Below are 19,341 nucleotides of genomic sequence, written 5' to 3' on the forward strand. Positions count from 1 at the left end.
GCAATCGGTATGCCACTGCCTGTTCGGTAAGCACTCTTTTTGACGAGGCGAATGAAGTGGTTTCGCGCGTGGAGGCCGGCGCGCGCACGCATCGGCGACCGCCATCGGTGGCAGCAAGCAATCGCAGCCCTGCCAGCGTCCAGACATTGTTTGGCGCAGGGTGCGGCATCAAAGTCGCTGCGGCATTGCGCAGTGCACCAGTGCGGCGCACGAAAAAAAAGCGCGCCGGGCGGCGCGCTGAAAATACAACGAGGGTGAAGGAAATCAGCCGACGAAACCGGCGACGATGCGCTCGAAGCTGGGATGCTGCCCGGCGGCCGGCGCGCGCCGGAGCGGGGTTTCCGGGCGGGTGAACGGTTGGGCCGCCGCGATGCCGCGCTGCACCGGCTGGCAGGGATGGAAGCGCATCGGCGCGGCCGGGTCGGGCAGGTAGACGCCGTCGCCCGGAGATTCGCCATGTTCGTCATGCGCCACGCGCACGACCCAGCGGCCGCGCTGGCGCGCCCGCTCGAACCAGCGTTCTTCCACCGCCTTGGCGCAGGTGTACAGCTGGCCACCCAGGCTGATGCCCTCCTCCGTCACCAGCGCATCGTGCAGCGGCAGCAGCGCGCAGTGCACCAGGTCTTCCGCATACTGCTTCAGCGCGGCGCCCCGTTCGCGCACGCCCCAGTCCCACAGCTGCAGCGGTGCCGGGCCCACGCCATTGCCGCTGCCGTTACCTATTCCTTGCAGGTTGTGTTCCAGGATGGCGTCGATCACGAGGCGGCGGAATTGCTGGAGGTCGAGTGCGCCGTCCAGCGGGCCCAGTTCGGAAGACAGCGCGGGCGCCATGGCCGGCGCGTCCGCACGCAACAGCGCGAAGCGGCGCTCCAGCGCGGCCCGCGCCGGCACCTCGGCCGGAATCCCGGTTACGCAGCGCACGCCGAAATTGTCCTGCAGCGCGCGGCCGCCGTCGCCGCCGGCCAGCGCACCGGGCACCAGCAGCCGCTCCGGCAGGTGGCGGCATGGCCAGTCCTGCGTGGCGATCACGCGGCCATGGCGCAATGCCTGGCGCGGCTTGTCGGCTGCGCAGTTGGCCAGCGCCATCAGCGCATGGCGCCATGCCGGCGCTTCCAGGCTGACGTGGAACCCCGTGACCATGCCGGAGAACATGTCGCTGACCAGATAGATGACGGGCCGGCCAGCCAGCCGGCGGCGTTCGCCACCACCCAGCAGCTGCACGTCGGCCCGCACGGCGGCAACCTGGAAGGCGGCACCGGGCCGCCCTTCGGCTTCCACCTGCGCATGCGGTGCCAGCGGCAGCGGGCGCGGCGCGGGCCGCAGGATACGGCCCTGGTCGAGCCAGTAGCTGAACTGCCCGAAGCTGGGCACCTCGTCGCTGCCGGCACCCCGCACCACCTGCAGCGTCTCGGGCATCACGCGGCGTTCGCAGAAGAACTCGCGCAGCATGGCCTCGTAGGCACCGCGCCGCGAAAAGCGCAGGCCCGTGTACGTGGCCGCGGCCACGCGGAAGACCCGGCGCATCGGCTCGTCGACATTGATGCCCTGCGGCGCGCCTTCGCGGCGCGGGCGCCCGCGCTTGATGCCGGCGGTGGAGGAGCGTGTCTTGCCGCGCGCGCCGCTGTTCGAGTAATCCGGCAGCAGCGCATTCGGCGTCTGCCCGCGCTGCCAGTAGCGGCGCAGGTAGCGGTAGATCGTGGGGTGCGACACGCCATGGCGCGCTGTGTACTCGGCGATCATCTGGCCGCGCCGGCGCGATTCGTAGATGCCCGGTTCGTCGGCGGTCAGTGCCGCGACGATGGTCCAGGCCCGCTCGCGCAGTGCGATGTGACTGGGCTTGGTGGTTTCCTGGTCGGCCACCACCAGCCATGGGTCGTCTGCCAGGCGCCGGGCGCGGCCGGCGGCCAGGTCGGCTTCCAGGTCGGCCAGCCGTGCCGGCTCCACGTCGCAGCCTTTGCCGTCCATGTCGAACAGCCAGGCCAGCGTGCGCGCCGGGTCGATCCACAAGACGCGGACCGTGCGCCGCCGCGGCGTGCCGTATTGGAGTAAATCGTTTCGCAGTAAGGTATGCAACAACATCCGTCCTCCCCGCTGAAGAGAAGTAAATACAGATGTATATGCAATTACCGGGCCAGCCCTTCCTGAGGGTGGCCCACAGGCATTTCAGGGCTGAAATGCCTGCCGGCGGCCGCGGCGGGCCTTATTGTGGTGCAACCAGGGCACCGCGGCCGTGCACAGGGCACGCCGCGGCACCGAAGCGGTGGCTCAGCGCTTCGCTTTTGGCTTGGCGGCCGGCTTTTTCGGCGGGGTGTGCTTGCCGGACAGCGGCGGCATCGCATCGGCCTTGCTGATCTTCAGCTGCTGGCCGCCGACCCAGACCTTGCCCAGGTGCTTGAAGATCTCGTCCGGCATCCCGTCCGGCATTTCCAGCACGGTGTGGTCTTCGAAGATCTCGATGCGGCCGATGTAGCGCGCTTCCAGCCCGCTTTCATTGGCGATCGCGCCGACGATGTTCGACGGCGTGGCTTCATGTTTCGTGCCGACCTCGATCCGGTAGGCGCGCATGGCCAGGCCGTCCTGCGCCCGCTCGCGTTTCTTTTTCTTCGGGGCTTCGTCCTCGCTGACGGCATCGGCCACCACCGCATCCAGGCCTTTCGGTGCGGCAGCCCGTTCCTCGCGCGGGGCCTTCGGTGCCGCCGGCCGCTCCTCGCGCTCCGCTTTCGCTTTGGGCGCGGGTTTCGCTGCCGGGGCGGCAGCCTGGGCCGGTGCCGCGGCAGGCTCGCCATCGCGGCGGATGCGCATCGGCCGGCCCGCCACGCGCACCTGGGTCAGGGTATCCAGCACGTCCGGTGCCAGGTCGGCGGGCATGTCGAGCACCGTGTAATCCTCGAAGATCTCGATGCGGCCGATGAACTTGGAGTCGACGCCGCCTTCGTTGGCGATCGCGCCCACGATGTTGCCCGGCTTGACGCCATCCTCGTAGCCCACTTCGATGCGGTACGTGGCCATGCCCGGCTCCGGCTCGCGGGCGATGCGCTCCTTCTTCGGATACGCCGGGCGCTCGCCACGTTCGGGCCGCTCGAAGCGGTCGCCGCGGTCGCCGCGTGGGCTGCGCTCCTCGCGCTGCGGAGCGGCCGGACGGCCATCCTCGTGCCAGCCCTTCTCGGCCTTCTTGTCGAGCAGCAGCGGCGCATTCCCGCGCGCCATCATCGCCAGCGCGGCGGCGATTTCACTGGCCGGCACGTCGTGCTCGCGCTCGTATTCCTCGACCAGCGACTGGAACTGCTCCAGGCCGCCGGCGGCCAGCGTTTCCGTGATCTGGTCCTTGAAGCGCGCGATGCGCACGTCGTTTACGGCCTGCAGCGTGGGCAGCTCCATCTGCTTGATCGGCTGGCGCGTGGCGCGTTCGATGGTCTTCAGCAGGTTGCGCTCGCGCGGCGTGATGAACAGGATCGCCTCGCCGCTGCGGCCGGCGCGGCCGGTACGGCCGATCCGGTGGGTGTAGCTTTCGGCGTCGTACGGCACGTCGTAGTTGACGACGTGGCTGATACGCTCCACGTCCAGCCCGCGCGCGGCCACGTCGGTGGCCACCAGGATGTCGATCTTGCCTTCCTTGAGCTGGCCGATGGTGCGCTCGCGCGCGGCCTGCTGCATGTCGCCATTGATGGCGGCGGCCGAGAAGCCGCGGGCGCACAGGCGCTCGGCCAGTTCTTCGGTGCCCAGCTTGGTACGGTTGAAGATGATCATGCCGTCGAACGGCTCCGCTTCCAGGATGCGGGTCAGCGCGTCGAGCTTGTGCATGCCGGACACCAGCCAGTAGCGCTGGGTGATGTTCTCGGAGGTGGTGGTCTTCGCGGCCACCGTGATTTCGGCCGGGTCGCGCAGGTAGGTGTTGGCGATGCGGCGGATCGGCGAAGGCATCGTGGCCGAGAACAGCGCGGTCTGGCGCGACCCCGGCGTTTCCTTCAGGATGCGCTCGACGTCGTCGATGAAGCCCATGCGCAGCATCTCGTCGGCCTCGTCGAGCACCAGCGTTTTCAGCTTCGACAGGTCCAGCGAGCCTTTATCCAGGTGATCGATCACGCGCCCCGGCGTGCCGACGACGACGTGCACGCCGCGGCGCAGCGCGGACAGCTGCGGACCGTAGCTTTGCCCGCCGTAGATCGGCAGCACGTGGAAATTCGGGATGTTGGCGGCATAGCGCTGGAATGCTTCGGCCACCTGGATCGCCAGTTCGCGGGTCGGTGCCAGCACCAGGGCCTGCGGCGTGTTCTGGCGGATGTCGAGCCGCGACAGGATCGGCAGCGCGAACGCGGCGGTCTTGCCGGTGCCGGTTTGCGCCGTGCCGAGCACGTCGCGGTTGGCCATCAGGTGGGGAATCGTCTGCGCCTGGATCGGCGAAGGCGCCTCATAGCCTACGTCGCTCAAGACTTTGAGCAGCGGAGCGGACAGGTTCAGATCGGAAAACAGAAGGGGTGTGGCAGTCATTGCGGCACTCGCGATAAGTTATTGTTCGAATCGCCCAATGCGACAGGAAAGGGCGTAGTTTACCCTGTCCGCGCAGTGGGCGTCTCACGACAGGCGGCGGGCCGGCGTCAGCTCAGCCGTTTTTCCGCTATATTGGCCGGTTGCCGGCCCCTGCCGAGGTACGGGGCAAGGCTCCGAGCAATCTTTATTTTGCAGACCTTTCGCAGACCTTTCGCAGGAAATCACCCATGCCCAAACTGTCGACTTCGATCCTCCTGGCGCTGGCACTTGGCGCCGGCATCGCATCCGGTACCGCCAGCGCCGCGGGCGCCGCCTACGGCCCCGAACTGCAGGGCTTCCGCTATCCTTACCCGGTGCAGCACTTCCGCTTCAATTCCCAGGGCCAGACGATGCAGATGGCCTACATGGACGTGAAGCCGTCCGGCAAGGCGAACGGCCGCACGGCGGTGCTCATGCATGGCAAGAACTTCTGCGGCGCCACCTGGGAAAGCACCATCGCCGCGCTGTCGCAGGCCGGCTACCGCGTCGTGGTGCCGGACCAGGTGGGCTTCTGCGCCTCCACCAAGCCGCCCCACTACCAGTACAGTTTCCAGCAGCTGGCCGCCAACACGATGGAGCTGCTGAAGAAGGCCAATGTCGACAAGGTGGTGCTGGTGGGCCACTCGACCGGCGGCATGCTGGCCACCCGCTTCGCGCTGATGTACCCGCAAAACGTGTCGCACCTGGTCATGGTGAATCCGATCGGCCTGGAGGACTGGAAGCAGCTCGGCGTGCCGTACCGCACGGTGGACCAGTGGTTCGAGCGCGAACTGAAGCTGACCGCCGAGGGTGTGCGCACCTACGAGAAGAACACCTATTACATGGGCCGCTGGAAGCCCGAATATGAAAAGTGGGTGGACATGCTGGCCGGGCTGAATGCCGGCTCCGGCCAGCGCCTGGTGGCGTGGAACTCGGCGCTGATCTACGACATGATCTACACCCAGCCGGTGGTGCACGAGTTCCCGCAACTGAAGGTGCCCGTCATCCTGATGAACGGCGACGGCGACACCACCGCGATCGGCAGCGACATCGCGCCGCCGGAAGTGAAGGCGAAGATCGGCAACTATAAAGTGCTGGGCAAGGAAACCGTCAAGCGCATCCCGAATGCGAAGCTGATCGAATTCCCGGGCATGGGGCATGCGCCGCAGATCGAGGATCCGGCCGGGTTCCACAAGGCGCTGCTGGGGGCGCTGGGGCAGTAAACGAGAAGTTGCCCGAAAAGCAGGGGCGCCCCCGATGTCGCTAAGTTAATCTTAGCCTACACATCGAAAGCGCATGCATTCACCCCAACAGCGAAGGGCTGGGGTCAGACCCGCCGGGGTGTAGCAGGGGTTTCGCGAAGCATGCTTCGCGCCTGCGGAACGATGCCGGCATGCATGCCGGCATTCCTTCCTGACCCCGGAATTTGCACTTGGGGTAGGCTGCCAACAGCTGCCGGTTGCAGCAACCGGCCATGCACGCGCTCCTTGACCATCACGTACCCACCCCCAGCGGCGCGCCATTGCCGGCCACCACCTGCGCCTCGTTCTCTTCCAGCACGGTGGCGATGGCGGTGGCCGGTACCGGCCTGCTGAAGTAGTAGCCCTGCATCTGCGAGCAGCCGTGCTCGCGCAGGAACGACAGCTGGTCCAGCGTTTCCACCCCTTCCGAAATCACCTGCAGGTTCAGGTTCGCCGCCAGCGCGATGATGGTGGTGACGATCGCCGCGTCGTCCGGGTCGATCGTCAGGTCGCGCACGAAGGCCTGGTCGATCTTCAGCACGTCCACCGCGAAACGCTTCAGGTGGGCCAGGCTGGAATAGCCGGTGCCGAAATCGTCGATGGCCAGCTTCACGCCCAGCGCCTTCAAATCGCTCATCACCTCGATCGCGTGTTCCACGTCGTTCATCACGGCGCTTTCCGTCAGTTCCAGTTCCAGCGAGGCGGGATCGAGACCTGTTTCATCGAGCACGCGCGCCACGCTCTGCACGAAATCCTGCTCCGCCATCTGCCGCGCCGACACGTTGACGGCCACCCGCAGGTAGTCGCGCCCTTCGCGCTGCCATTCGACCAGCTGCCGGCAGGCGCTTTCCAGCACCCATGCGCCCAGTGGCAGGATCATGCCGGTTTCCTCGGCCAGCGGGATGAAGCGGGCCGGCGCCACCATGCCCATTTCCGGGTGCTGCCAGCGCACCAGCGCTTCCATGGCCACGATGCGACCGCTGGCGATATCCACCTGCGGCTGGTAATACAGCACGAATTCGCGGCGATCGAGGGCGCGGCGCATCGCCGTTTCCATCTGCACCCGTTCGCCCAGCCGTTCGCGCATCGCGCTGGTATAGAACTGGTAATTGTTGCCGCCCATTTCCTTGGCGCGGAACATGGCGATGTCGGCGCGTTCCATCAGCACGGCGGCGTCGGTGCCATCGTCCGGGCACACGGCCACGCCGGCGCTGCCGGATATGAACTGCTCCTTGTCGTCCAGTACCAGCGGCGCGGCCAGCGCGGCCAGCAGCCGCTGCACCTGTTCGGGGCGGGGCTGGCGCGCGCCCGGGTCGGGCAGCAGCGTCAGCGCGAATTCGTCGCCGCCCAGCCGCGCCAGCGCGCCGCCCGGCGGCAACGCTTCCTGCAACCGGTCCGCCACGATCTGCAGCAGGCGGTCGCCGCCCCGGTGGCCCACGCGGCTGTTGGTGAACTTGAAGCGGTCCAGGTCCAGCGACACGACCCACAGGCCATGGCCATCCTGCATCGACCGGCTGATCGCTTCGTGCAGGCGTTCGTGCAGCAGCTGCCGGTTCGGCAAGCCGGTCAGCGCATCGTGCGTGGACTGGTGGTGCAGCTCCGTTTCATAGGCCTTCATCGCCGTGATGTCGTAGTGGACCGACACGAAATGGGTCACCACGCCGCGCTCGTCCCGCACCGGCGACACATAGGTCTCGACCCAGAACAGCGTGCCATCCTTGCGGTAATTGCGCAGTACCGCGTGGCCGTCGCGCTGTTCGCGGACGGCGGCGCGGATCGTCTGCGCGCCGGCCTGGCCCACGTCGTCGCGGTACAGCAGGCGCGGGCTCTTGCCCAGCACTTCGTCGCGGGTGTAGCCGGTCTGATGCTCGAACGCGGGGTTCACGTAAACGATCGGATTGCCGGGCCCCGCTTCCACGATCATGATCGTGTTGGTCGACGATTCGATGGCCCGGTCGCGCAGCAGCAGCGAGCGGTTGGCTTCGGCCAGCTGGGCGGTGCGCTCTTCCACCTGGTCCCGGATCGTGCGGTTGCGCGTGGCCAGCGTGCGCACCCAGGCCGCGCCCAGCAGCGTCATCACCAGGCCCAGCACCAGCGCCGACAGCGAAGCGAGATGGTCGGACAGCCCCACCGCGTCATCCATCTCGGCCACCACGTGCCAGGGCCGGCCGGCCACGTCGATCGAGACCTTCAGCGGCGCGGGCGGGCGCGGATACAGCCATGACAGGGGCGGCGGCACGGCGCGCTGGTCGAGTTCCGGCGGCGGCGTGTAGTAGACCAGGTTCCTGGGAATGTCGGGCACGTCGGCATACACGTGCAGTCCGACGCGCTGCAGCCGCTTGCCGCGCGCCTGCGGCGTGTGCGGCAAGCCGGAAGGCTGCAGCACGTGCTCCACCATGGCGCCGGGATCGATGGCGACCGAGGTTTCCCCCACCAGCGCGGCACGCCGCTCGGCCACGCTGCCCAGCGGTGCGCCGAAGCGGTACACGGGCATCGACACCACCATGCCGGACAGCGTTTCCGGCAACTGCGCCAGCGGCGTCAGGCTGCTGCCCGCCGGCTGGCCGGTGTCGTAGGCGCGCTGGCGGTTGGCCTCGTCCCCGGAAAACATCGTGTCCAGGCCCAGCGTGGCCGCATTGGCGGCGAACGGCTCCACGTATTCGATGACCCGGTAGCGGGGCCGCCGCGCGGCCGGCATCAGCATATTGCCGTGCAATTCCGTGATCCGGGCGCCGGGCAGCACCTGGCGCAACGCCGCTTCCATGGCGGGACGGTCGGCATCGTCGACGAAACGCAGGTAGCTGATCCCCACCACGAACGGATAGCGCACCGTCAGCGGTTCGACAAAGCGGCGGAATTCCTCGCGGGAAACGGATGGCTGGCTGACATACAGCTGGTTGACGCTGCGCAGGCTGTCGATAACGTTGTTGATGCCTTCAGACAAGGCGAACACCCTCACGTGCGCGCGTTGCGTGAACGTGAGCACGATGCGGTCCTGCTCCAGGCGGCAAATGCCGGCAAACAGCAGGGCCGTCAGGCCGAGTCCACACAGCAACGCCAGCAGTGCTGGCGCATGTTGCCGTGCATTCTTGGCCCGCGCAAGAACAGTCCTGTCACGAATTCGGGCCACCTCGCAAATCAGGTTGGACGGGTCGTCAGGGTAGCATGGTTGCAAGCCAAGTCCCCGCCCTGCTGTAGCGCGCCAGGCAAAATGTTGCCGGCTTATACTTATCAGCTGTATGTAACTAGCCGAATATAACTGGCCGAATGACTAACCTATGATACGCAGCCGGCCGCGGCTGGCCGTTCGCAGCAGTTGAACCTTACCCAGGAGAAGATATTGGACAGCGATACGAGATGGATCGACATACAGGGTGACGACGGCACGTTCCAGGCTTACCAGGCGTTGCCGCGCGGCGGCAAGGGTCCGGGCATCGTGCTGATCCAGGAAATCTTCGGCGTCAATGCGCATATCCGCAGCGTGGCCGAGCAGTACGCGGCGGATGGCTACGTCGTGCTGGCCCCGGACCTGTTCTGGCGCCAGGGCCCCCACATCGAACTCACGTACGACGAAACGGACTGGAAGAAAGCCGTGGCATTGAAAGGCGCGACGGACACGCAACAGGCAGTGGCCGATGTGGCCGCTACGATCCGCGCGCTGCGGGGCATCGTCGGCGGCGAGAAAATCGCATCGATCGGCTATTGCTTCGGTGGCTTGCTGTCCTACCTGACCGCGGCCGCCGGCAATGTCGATGCGGCGGTGGCCTACTACGGCGGCGGCATCCAGAATCAGCTGGACAAGGCCGGCAGCGTGACGGTGCCGCTCCTGATGCACTTCGGCGGCAAGGACAGCCATATTCCCGCCGATGCCGTGAAAAGCATCGCCGAACGGTTCGGCGACCGCGACAACGTGGAAATCCATGTCTACCCGGAAGCGGAACACGGTTTCAACTGCTCGCACCGGGGCAGCTACCACCAGCGCTCGTCCGTCGAGGCACGCGGCAACACGCTGCTGTTCCTTTCCGAGAACCTGTAAGCCCGCGCACGGGCGCGCTACAATGGATTTTTAATCCCCGGCGCCCCGCGCGGGCGCCGCTCCAGCCATGGCCAGACTCAAGCTCGCATTCCCCGAAGACCAGTTCGTTTTTTCAACACAGATGTCGGTACGCGTCACCGATATCAACCACGGCAACCACCTGTCCAACGACTCGATGATCTCGATGATTTCCGAGGCGCGCGCCCGGTTCCTCTACGAGTACGGGGTGCGTGAGACGGAAAGCGACGGCAGCGGGATCATCGTGACCGACCTGGCCACCACCTACCGCGCCGAAGCCCATGCGCGCGACCAGCTGCTGTTCGAAGTGGGCGTGATGGACTTCAACAAGTACGGCGGCGACATCATCTTCCGCATCACCCGCCCGGCCGATGGCACGCTGGTGGCGATGGCCAAGTACGGCTTTGTGTTCTTCAACTACCGGTTGAAGGAAGTGGTGCCGATGCCGGATGATTTCCGCGCGAAATTCCCGCGGGTGAACTGGGTCGATTGAGGGTGTGACCGGCTGGCCGGGCGGCTGCATCGGCTGCCCGGCGGGAGCTGCGTGCGGGAGAGGAGGTATCAGCCTCTTCCGCTTCAGCTCACCAGTTCCTTTTCTTCACGCCGCGTTCAGGCGCTTACTTCCGGCTCACCTGGCTGCCCAGGATCGTCTTCTGGAACCAGTCGTCCACCATCTGCTTTTCATAGCGCAGCGGATCACCCGACGTGTACCGGTTGATACGCTGCTGGTACATCATGTTCTTCAATGTGTCCTCGCCGCTGCGCAGGACCTGGCCATCCTGCTCCAGCGTATAGCTGAGCTTCATGGTGGGCCAGTCGGCGCCGCCGCGCATGATGCGGATATCGTTGGTCGCCCAGCGGCGCGGCTCTTCGCGGCCCGCCAGGTCGATGTCGGTCACGGTCACTTTCAGGTTTTGCCCGGCCGGCAAGTCCTTGGCCAGGTCATTGAAATGCCGCGTCACTTCCTTCAGCACCCGGTCGCGGTCGTGCAGCGAGTGGGGCATGTCGATGAATTCATCCGGCTTGACGTAGTCGACGGTGACGCCGGCGCTTGCGGCACCTGTCGCCGCCAGCAGCGCCGCGGCCAGCCAGGAGCGTGGTTGCAGTCGCATGATGTTTCCTTTCCTCGGTTTTGTCCTGTGATCAGCCTTTGAATATACGCCGAACACGTGAAAGGATCATTTCCGCTGTCACGATGATGTAACAGATCGCAACTACCATGCTCCCATCTTGCCGGACGGTGGCCGTCCGGAAATGTCTCTAGACAGAGGCCCGCGGGCGGCAAGCCCGCAAAACGGAGTCCTGATGCGTCGTGCTCACGGCGCTATCCTTCGCCGCACCCCGCTCACGCCGGGTGCGGTTTTTTTTTGTTGCCAGGATTTTTGTTGCCCAGATTCGGGGTCTGACCCCGGTTTCCGGAAATGTTTCACAGATTCGGGGTCTGACCCCGGTTTCCGGAAATGTTGCAAAGCCGGTGACAGAAAAACGGTGACAGTCACCAATTTTCCGGAAACATTGCAAAAGAAATGGTGACTGTCACCGTTTTTCCGGAAATGTTGCAAAAGAAATGGTGACTGTCACCGTTTTTCCGGAAACATTGCAAAAGAATTGGAGCCTGTCACCGGTTTTTTCGGCGGCTTTTTGTGCGTGTGCTAACGGCCGCTGCGTGGCGGCCGGGCCAGACTGTGTTCTTCAATCCAAGGTGGAGCGCAGCATGCCCGAAGGCCCTTCCCTCGTCATCCTCAAAGAACTGGCGCGGCCGTTCGAAGGCCGCACGATCGCGGCGGCGCATGGCAACAGCAAGGCCGTGCCGTTCGATGAATTGCCTGGCCAGCCGATCCTGTCGCTGCGCACCTGGGGCAAGCACTTCCTGATCGAATTGCCGCTATATACAATCCGCATCCATTTCCTGATGTTCGGCAGTTACCGGATCGACGAGCGCAAGGAGAACAGCCCGGAACGCCTGGGCCTGGCCTTCGAGGAAGGCGGCGAGCTGAACTTCTACACTTGCGCGGTCAAGCTGCTCGAGGGCGACCTCGACGCGGCGTACGAATGGCAGGCCGATGTGATGGCGGATGCCTGGAAACCCGCGGCCGCGCTGAAGAAACTGCGGGCGAAGCCCGACACGCTGGTGTGCGATGCGCTGCTCGACCAGGAGATCTTTTCCGGCGTCGGCAACATCATCAAGAATGAAGTGCTGTTCCGCCTGAAGATTCATCCGGCCTCGACGGTCGGCGCGCTGCCTGCCGCGAAGCTGCGGGAACTCGTGAAGCACGCCCGGCAATACAGCTTCGAATTCCTCGAATGGAAGAAGGCGTTCGTGCTGAAACAGCACTGGCTCGCTCACACCAAGCGGATTTGCCCGCGCTGCAATATTGCATTGCACAAGGCCCACCTGGGCAAGACCAAACGGCGCACCTTCTGGTGCGAACGGTGCCAGAAACGCTACGGTCCGGTGTTGTAAAGCCGTAGCGCAAAAATTCTTTCCTGTTGTTAATAATGGAACTGGCGCATACAATCGGCATGACCGCGCCCGGAAAATGCCCGGTTTCCTGTTCCCAATCATGAAGCGCTCCATGTCCTTTCTGTCTTCAACATCGCCCAAGCTGCCACCCTGGAAAATCCTGCTGGTCGACGACGAGCCCGATATCCATGACATCACCAAGCTGACACTGGCCCGTTTCCGGCTCGATGGCCGCGGCCTGAGCTTCCTGCATGCCTACAGCGGCCAGGAAGCCAAGGAAATCCTGTCCCGCGAAACGGACATCGCCCTGGTCTTCCTGGACGTGGTGATGGAACGCGAAGACAGCGGCCTGGAAGTGGCGCGCTGGATGCGGCACGACCTGGACAACCAGTTCACCCGCATCGTGCTGCGCACCGGCCAGCCGGGCCAGGCGCCGGAAGAACGCGTGATCGTCGACTACGACATCAACGACTACAAGGAAAAGACCGAGCTGGACCGCACCAAGCTGTTCACGACCACGTTCGCCGCGCTGCGCGCCTACCGCGACATCATGAAAGTCGAGGAAGCACGCCAGCAGCAGGTGCACTACCGGGAAGGGCTCGAGCGGGTGATCGCGGCTTCCACGCACATCTTCCAGCAGCGCAACCTGAAGGACTTCGCCAGTGGCCTGCTGCAGCAGGTGGTCGCGCTCCTGCGGCTGGAGCACAGCATGCTGCTGCGCCTGCGCGGCGCCACCGCGATCGCCGGCGAAGGCGATTTCGAAGTGCTGGCGCAGATCGGCGAGGAAACGCTGCTGACGCCGGAACTGATCGCCCAGCTGCAGGCAGCCGAACGCAACCGTATTTCCAGGCTGGAAGGCGACACCTATGTCGGCTACTTCCCGAACCACAGCGGCAAGGCTTCGCTGCTGGTGTTGAAAGGCGTGGATGAAATTTCCGAGATCGATACCAAGCTGCTGGAAATCTTCTGCAGCGACGTGGCGATCGCCTTCGACAATATCCTGCTGAACCAGGAAATCACCGATACCCAGGCCGAGCTGATCATGCGCCTGGGCGACGTGGTCGAGTCGCGCTCGAACGAAGCCGGCAACCACGTACGCCGCATGGCCGAGGTGTGCCACCTGCTGGCCACGGCGGCCGGCCTGCCGCACGAGGAAACGGCGGTGCTGAAGCATGCCGCGCCGATGCACGATATCGGCAAGATCGCCACGCCCGACGCGGTGCTGCTGAAACCCGGCAAGCTCACCCCGGAAGAGTGGGAAATCATGAAGCAGCACCCGGCCGTGGGCGCCTCGATCCTCGACGGCTCGCAGCGCCCGATCCTGAAGGCGGCCGCCGTCATCGCCCACCAGCACCACGAGAAATACGACGGTACCGGCTACCCGCAGGGCCTGAAGGGCGAAGACATCCACCTGTATGCCCGCATCGTGGCCGTGGCCGACGTGTTCGACGCGCTGATGCACAAGCGCGTGTACAAGGATGCCTGGCCGGTCGACCGCGTGATCGACTACCTGCGCGAAGTCGCCGGCAAGCACCTGGACCCGCGCTTCGTCGAGCTGTTGATCCAGAACGTGGACGAAGCGCTGGCGATCACGAAGCGGCTGCCGGACTGACGACGGCTGGGTCTCCTGAATCGGCGGCCTTCCTGAAACCGATGTCTCGTATGATGTCCCTGTCGATTCTTTGGCAAAATTACCGCTGAAGGAAACGGCCAGGCAGAGTGACGTCGATGGTGTCTGAGGCCCCGAGCCTGTGTGTCAGATTGGCGCCTCTGCCTGTTTTTCATTGTTAAGTCCGGACGGTATCTTAGGCTTCGAGCCTGCATACGAGGGTGGTCGACAAATGAATGAGGTAGGTACGCCAGTTGTAGGAATTGATGTCAGCAAAAGCAAGCTTGATATTGCATTGCTGGTGAATGGAAAGCTCAAAAGCAAGGTATTCCCGAACAGCCGGGATGGTTATGCAGAGCTAGGAAAATGGCTGAAGAATCAGGGTGTTACGCTGGATTTGGTCCATGTTTGCATGGAGTCGACGGGAGTGTACAGCGAGCCAGCCGCACTAGCGCTAGTAGACTTGGGGCTGAAGGTCAGCGTGGTCAACCCGGCCAGCGTCAAGGGATTTGGCCAGAGTTTGATCATCCGGAACAAAAACGACAAAGCCGATGCTGCTGTTATTGCGCGTTATTGTGCAGCGATACAGCCAGCGCTGTGGCAGGCCCCGTCGCCTGAGCAGCGGCAGTTGAGAGCGTGGAACGAACACCTGGCGTCGTTGAAGGACATTCGACAGCAACAGGCCAATCGTATTGAAGCGCTCGAGTTCGCTAACCAAGGCGAGGTCGCAGCTCATGCGAAGACGCATTTGAAATGGCTAGACAAGGAAATCAAGCAGCTCGAGAACGACATCGATGATCACATCGATCGCCACCCCGATCTGCAACGCGACGCCGAGTTGATCGAATCCATTCCAGGCCTTGGCCGCGGTACCGCGGCCAAGGTACTCGGTCGTGTGGGTGACCTACGACGCTTTGGAAGCGCCAAAGAATTGGCTGCCTACATCGGTGTAACGCCACGCCAAAGGCAATCTGGCAGCTCGATCAGAGGCAGAACTACGATCAGTCGAATGGGGTGCCGAGACCTGCGAGCGGCTCTCTACATGCCAGCAATGACCGCGATTAGGAAGAATCCACTGCTAAGTGAGTTTGCCAACCGGCTGGAATCTTCTGGCATGGCAAAGATGGCGGTGATCGCTGCCGTCATGCGCAAACTCGTGCACCAAATGTACGGCGTTGTCCGCTCGGGCAAGCCATTTGATCCGAACCATCTGAACAAACAGCTTGAGCTCCAACACGGTATCTGACACCTGCCATTGACACCATTTCCGGTGAATCGCCGGAAATGGTGTCAGACACCTGACCTTCGACTCCTGCCTCTTCGATACTGCCCCTTCAGCGCTTGCGCTGATCCCTGGGAAAACGCAGCTTGTAATGCAAGCCCATGCCCGGCGCACTGCTGACCTTGATGGTGCCGCCCAGCGGGCCGGTGACCAGGTTGTACAGGATGTGCGCGCCCAGCCCGGAACCACCGCTGCCCCGCTTGGTGGTGAAGAACGGGTCGAACAGCTGGCCCAGCAGGCCCTGGTCCATGCCCATGCCATCGTCGCTGTAGTCGAGCAGCACGTGCTCGCCATCGAGGCGGCCGCTGATGCGGATGGTGCCGGCCTGGTCGTCCTCGAAACCGTGCACCAGCGAATTCTCGATCATGTTGGTGACGATCTGCGATACCGCGCCCGGGAAGCTGTCCAGGTGGATATCCGGCGGGCAGTCCACCTGCACCTTGACGGGATTGCCCTTCAGCTTCGGCTGCAGCGACAGCAGCACCTCGGCCAGGTATTTCGCCAGGTTGAAGTGGCGAATGTTTTCCGACGACTGGTCCACCGCCACCTGCTTGAAGCTGCGCACCAGCGCGGCGGCGCGCTGGGTGTTGGTCGTCATGATGCGCAGCGACTGGTCGACGGTATCGAAGAACATGGCCAGGCCTTCTTCGTCCAGCCGGCCCTCGGCCAGGTCTTCCCGCGTCAGTTTCAGTTCCTGCACCAGGTGCGAGGTGGCGGTCACGCAGATGCCCAGCGGCGTGTTGATCTCGTGCGCCACGCCGGCGACCAGGCGCCCCAGCGATGCCAGCTTTTCCTGCCGCACCAGTTCCGACTGCGCATCCTGCAGCTGCGTCAGCGCGTTGTTGAGCGCTTCGTTCTGCCGCTCCAGCGCGGCTCTCGCGGAATCGAGCCGCACCGTACGCTCCTGCACGGCGCGCTCCAGCCGGTCCATGCTTTGCAAGCCTTGCAGCGCGGACGAAACCTGGCTGGCGATCAGGGCGAACAGCGCCTGGTCTTCCTCGCTGTAGGTATGCGCCTTGTCGTAGCTCTGGATGACGATGGCGCCCAGCGGCTGCTGGTTCTGGTCCATCAGCGGGCAGCCGATCCAGTGCTCGGCGATCGTGCCCACGCCGAAGGCGGCGATCTTCTTGCGGGAGAGATGCTCGTCCGCCGTCATCACGAGGCAGCGGCGGTTCAGGATCACCCACGCGGTGGGCGACTCGTCCGGCGACGCCAGATGCGTCACTTCATCCGGATCGGGCGGCGTATCGGCTTCATCGACGTAATAGACGAAGCGTACCGCGTTCGGTGCGCCGTCGCGGTCGTTCAGGGCCACGTAGAAATTGGCCGCATACATGATGCGGCCCAGCGCACCGTGCACGGCGCGCAGGAACCCGACGATGTCGGTGCAGCGCGTGGACAGCTGGCCGATTTCCAGCAGCACGGCCTGGACGGCTTCGAGACGGCGGAGGCGATCTTCCATCGAATTTCCCGTAGTAAATAAATGCAGTCAGGAAATATAACAGGCGCCCACGCCGAGGGCCAGCGCCACTACAAAAATGCAACAGATTGGCGTTACGGCTTCCGGTAGCCGCCTTCGATCCACTCGGTGGCGCTGGTGGCGGACAGGCGGAAGTCCGGCCGCGTGCGCACCGACGCCAGTTCGTCGCCATATTCGTCGACGGCGGTCAGCGTGGCATAGGGCTCGTCCTCGTCCGGCGTGATGACCATCTTGACGGTGATTGCCGCGCCTTCGTCCGTTACCACGCGCACCGATTTGTGCAGCCGCGCATGCAGCTGCTGTTCGTGGCGGCGGATGACTTCGTTGGCCGTCTTGACCAGCGTGTGGAAAGCCGAGATATCCAGGGGCTTGGGATTTTTCTTGTCGCGGCCCATCGTCCATGGCCCGACCAGCGCCGGCTCCGGTTCGCCATCCTTGATCATCGCCACGGCCCAGCCGTCGTCGTCCTCGTTCTTGATGACGCGGGCGGTCCAGCCCTGGCCCTGCCAGACGCGGTCTTCCTGGATCAGCGCATCCTCGGGCTCTTCGTGGTCGTCATGCTGCCCCTGCTGTTCCGCTTGTTCGGCTTGTTCCATCAACGTTTCCTCGATCAGATCTTCCATGGGTCCTCTCGGCAAATTACTGTATGAATACCCAGTACTATAGCAGCTTCAGAGGGAAAAATGGGAGTCTCCCCGACGCCTCGTATGGGGGATGCCACCCTGTGCGGTGCAACCGGACAATGGCGAGCATGAGAACGCCTTCCCTGCCCCCGCTTTTGTCCGCGCTTTTGTCCTCGCTTTTGCCACCGCTTTTGTCCCCGCTTTGGTCCCCTTTCTCGCCACCGTCTTTGCCATCGCGCTTGCCCCGACTCTTGCCCCGACGCTTGCCCCGACTCTTGCTCCGACTCTTGCTCCAATTTTTGCCACGCTTCCTCCTCCCTGCCGCTTGCGCCGCGGCGGCGCCGTTCGCCCATGCCCAGCAGGTGCAGGTCTACGGCCGCCTCAACGTTTCGCTGGAAGCGGCCCGGGCGCCGGGCGTGCACGCCGAACGCATGGTCAACAACCGCTCGGTGCTGGGCTTCAGGGGCAGCGAAGACCTGGGCGGCGGCCTGAAGGCATTGTTCCAGATCGAGGGCACGCTGGCGCCCGATAGCGGTGCCGGGGAAATCGCCCGCCGCGATACGCGCGTCGGGCTGGAAGGCGCGTTCGGCACGGTGTTCGCCGGCCACTGGAGCACGGCCTACAACGGCGCCACGTCCAGCCTGGACCCGTTCTATCCGACCACGGCCGGCTACATGAGCATCCTCGCCAACGGGGCGGCGGCGTCCACCGACAACGTCGCCGACGTGGCCTCGTTCGACCGGCGCCAGGCCAACAGCGTGCACTGGTGGTCGCCCCGCTGGCGCGGCTGGACGCTGCGGGCCACGCACGGCCTGCCGGAAGAGCGGCCGGCCGGCGGCGCGAAACCTTCGCTGCTGTCGCTGGCGCTGATCCACGACGCGGGGCCGCTGTACCTGGCGCTGGCCCACGAACGCCACCATGAGTACCATGGGCCCGGCACCGCCGACACGGGCAGCAAGGCCGCCATCGGCTACCTGTCCGGCACCACGCGGCTGGCCGTCGTCGCCGAGCGCCTCGCCTACCAGCTGCCCGCCGGGCGGCTCGCCCGCAACGCGCTGTACGTATCGCTGAGCCACCAGGCCGGGCGGCATGGCTTGCGTGCCAGCATCGGCAAGGCGGGCGATGGCCATGGCGGCGGCACAGTCGGTTTCGTGCGCGGCGGGGCCGATACCGGCGCCGTGCATGCGACCGCCGGCTACGAGTACCTGTTCTCGCCCCGCACCACGGTGTACGCGTACCACACGCGGCTGCATAACGACGGCAACGCGGCGTATGACTTCCCGATCAACGGCGTGAAGGGATTCACCGATTCGCTGGCCGGCGCGCACATCTCCGCCACCTCGTTCGGACTGCGCCACAGTTTCTAGAAAGAACGGCGGCACAGCAGAAAACCGGTGACAGGCTCCGATTATGAGAATAATCGGAGCCTGTCACCGGTTTTTCTCACTGGTTTCGCATCGCTTTCGAAAACAATCGGAGCCTGTCACCGGTTTCACATCGCTTTCGAAATAATCGGAGCCTGTCACCGGTTCTGGTGTCAGTAACCGGCCCCCGCTTCTTTCCCGTTCACCCCGCAAATCCAACCGTTCGTCGCTTTCACCCCGCATCTCCAGGGATGGCCGCGTAAAGTCCACTCATCGCCACTGCCACTCCCTGGAGCACATCATGAAAAAACTTCTCGCCGTCACCATCGTCGTGCTGCTGTTCATCGCGGCGTGCAATGCCTTCGATTCCCCGTGGGGCCATGACTTCCACGTCAATGTCGATGGCGAGGAATTCGACGGGCCGTTCGGCTGGGTGCTGGGCGTGCTGCTGGCCGGTGGCGGCTTGCTGATCGGCGCCATCGTGGTGGTCTGCGTGGCGATCCTGGTGGGCCTGCTGTTTGCCGGGCTGGGCGTACTCGTGGTGTTCGGGCTGGCCGCGCTGGGCGTGGCGATCGCCGCCGCGCTGTCGCCGCTGCTGCTGCCGCTGGCGATCGTCATCGGGCTGGTGTGGTATTTCAGCCGCCGCGACAAGCGCCGCGCGGCGGCCATGAAGGAAGCGGCCGTCTGAAACTGATGCCGCTTAGATAAGTCCACCCCA

14 protein-coding genes are annotated in these 19,341 nt (G+C 64.6%); 8 read left to right on the forward strand and 6 right to left on the reverse strand.

What is annotated here, in order from left to right:
- Nucleotides 1-264: 264 nt before the first annotated feature.
- Both EYF70_RS25570 and EYF70_RS25575 read right to left on the reverse strand, forming a co-directional pair.
- A complete protein-coding gene (locus EYF70_RS25570; protein WP_131147898.1) occupies nucleotides 265-2,079 on the reverse strand; it encodes a TnsB C-terminal domain-containing protein in 1,815 nt (604 codons plus the stop codon).
- Nucleotides 2,080-2,265: 186 nt separating this feature from the next.
- Nucleotides 2,266-4,488, reverse strand: a complete 2,223-nt coding sequence (locus EYF70_RS25575) for a DEAD/DEAH box helicase (RefSeq protein ID WP_131147899.1) — start codon at nucleotides 4,486-4,488, stop codon at nucleotides 2,266-2,268.
- A gap of 227 nt (nucleotides 4,489-4,715) precedes the next feature.
- Here EYF70_RS25575 and EYF70_RS25580 point away from each other — a divergent pair, with 227 nt between their 5' ends.
- Nucleotides 4,716-5,729 (forward strand): alpha/beta fold hydrolase, encoded by a 1,014-nt coding sequence (locus EYF70_RS25580; protein WP_131147900.1) that lies wholly within the window; start codon nucleotides 4,716-4,718, stop codon nucleotides 5,727-5,729.
- Between the two features lie 271 nt (nucleotides 5,730-6,000).
- On the opposite strand, the gene EYF70_RS25585 is transcribed toward EYF70_RS25580, so the two are convergent.
- Nucleotides 6,001-8,802, reverse strand: coding sequence for a bifunctional diguanylate cyclase/phosphodiesterase (locus EYF70_RS25585; RefSeq protein WP_131147901.1), 2,802 nt, complete (start codon nucleotides 8,800-8,802; stop codon nucleotides 6,001-6,003).
- A gap of 285 nt (nucleotides 8,803-9,087) precedes the next feature.
- On the opposite strand from EYF70_RS25585, the gene EYF70_RS25590 reads away from it, so the two are divergent.
- A complete protein-coding gene (locus EYF70_RS25590) occupies nucleotides 9,088-9,783 on the forward strand; it encodes a dienelactone hydrolase family protein (RefSeq protein ID WP_131147902.1) in 696 nt (231 codons plus the stop codon).
- 67 nt (nucleotides 9,784-9,850) lie between these two features.
- Nucleotides 9,851-10,294, forward strand: a complete 444-nt coding sequence (locus tag EYF70_RS25595) for a thioesterase family protein (RefSeq protein WP_131147903.1) — start codon at nucleotides 9,851-9,853, stop codon at nucleotides 10,292-10,294.
- Nucleotides 10,295-10,418: 124 nt separating this feature from the next.
- Here EYF70_RS25595 and EYF70_RS25600 read toward each other — a convergent pair whose 3' ends face one another.
- Nucleotides 10,419-10,913: a DUF3016 domain-containing protein gene (locus EYF70_RS25600; RefSeq protein ID WP_131147904.1), complete on the reverse strand. Its 495-nt coding sequence runs from the start codon at nucleotides 10,911-10,913 to the stop codon at nucleotides 10,419-10,421.
- 602 nt (nucleotides 10,914-11,515) lie between these two features.
- On the opposite strand from EYF70_RS25600, the gene EYF70_RS25605 reads away from it, so the two are divergent.
- From EYF70_RS25605 to EYF70_RS25615, 3 genes are all read left to right on the forward strand, one after another.
- The gene (locus tag EYF70_RS25605; RefSeq protein WP_131147905.1) at nucleotides 11,516-12,265 is read left to right on the forward strand and encodes a DNA-formamidopyrimidine glycosylase family protein; all 750 of its coding nucleotides are present in this window, start codon (nucleotides 11,516-11,518) and stop codon (nucleotides 12,263-12,265) included.
- Nucleotides 12,266-12,377: 112 nt separating this feature from the next.
- Nucleotides 12,378-13,877, forward strand: coding sequence for a response regulator (locus EYF70_RS25610; protein ID WP_131147906.1), 1,500 nt, complete (start codon nucleotides 12,378-12,380; stop codon nucleotides 13,875-13,877).
- 229 nt (nucleotides 13,878-14,106) lie between these two features.
- Nucleotides 14,107-15,120, forward strand: coding sequence for an IS110 family RNA-guided transposase (locus EYF70_RS25615; protein WP_131147433.1), 1,014 nt, complete (start codon nucleotides 14,107-14,109; stop codon nucleotides 15,118-15,120).
- 88 nt (nucleotides 15,121-15,208) lie between these two features.
- On the opposite strand, the gene EYF70_RS25620 is transcribed toward EYF70_RS25615, so the two are convergent.
- Nucleotides 15,209-16,618, reverse strand: a complete 1,410-nt coding sequence (locus tag EYF70_RS25620; RefSeq protein WP_131147907.1) for a GAF domain-containing sensor histidine kinase — start codon at nucleotides 16,616-16,618, stop codon at nucleotides 15,209-15,211.
- 92 nt (nucleotides 16,619-16,710) lie between these two features.
- Nucleotides 16,711-17,232, reverse strand: coding sequence for a hypothetical protein (locus tag EYF70_RS25625; protein ID WP_131149344.1), 522 nt, complete (start codon nucleotides 17,230-17,232; stop codon nucleotides 16,711-16,713).
- Nucleotides 17,233-17,558: 326 nt separating this feature from the next.
- Between EYF70_RS25625 and EYF70_RS25630 the strand changes: the two genes are divergently transcribed.
- Entirely contained in the window at nucleotides 17,559-18,626 is a 1,068-nt protein-coding gene (locus EYF70_RS25630) for a porin (RefSeq protein ID WP_174800430.1), read from the forward strand.
- Between the two features lie 298 nt (nucleotides 18,627-18,924).
- Entirely contained in the window at nucleotides 18,925-19,311 is a 387-nt protein-coding gene (locus EYF70_RS25635; protein ID WP_229420557.1) for a hypothetical protein, read from the forward strand.
- The last annotated feature ends 30 nt before the right edge of the window (nucleotides 19,312-19,341 follow it).

Origin of the sequence: Pseudoduganella albidiflava, from assembly GCF_004322755.1 — a bacterium.
Lineage (GTDB): Bacteria > Pseudomonadota > Gammaproteobacteria > Burkholderiales > Burkholderiaceae_D > Rugamonas > Rugamonas albidiflava.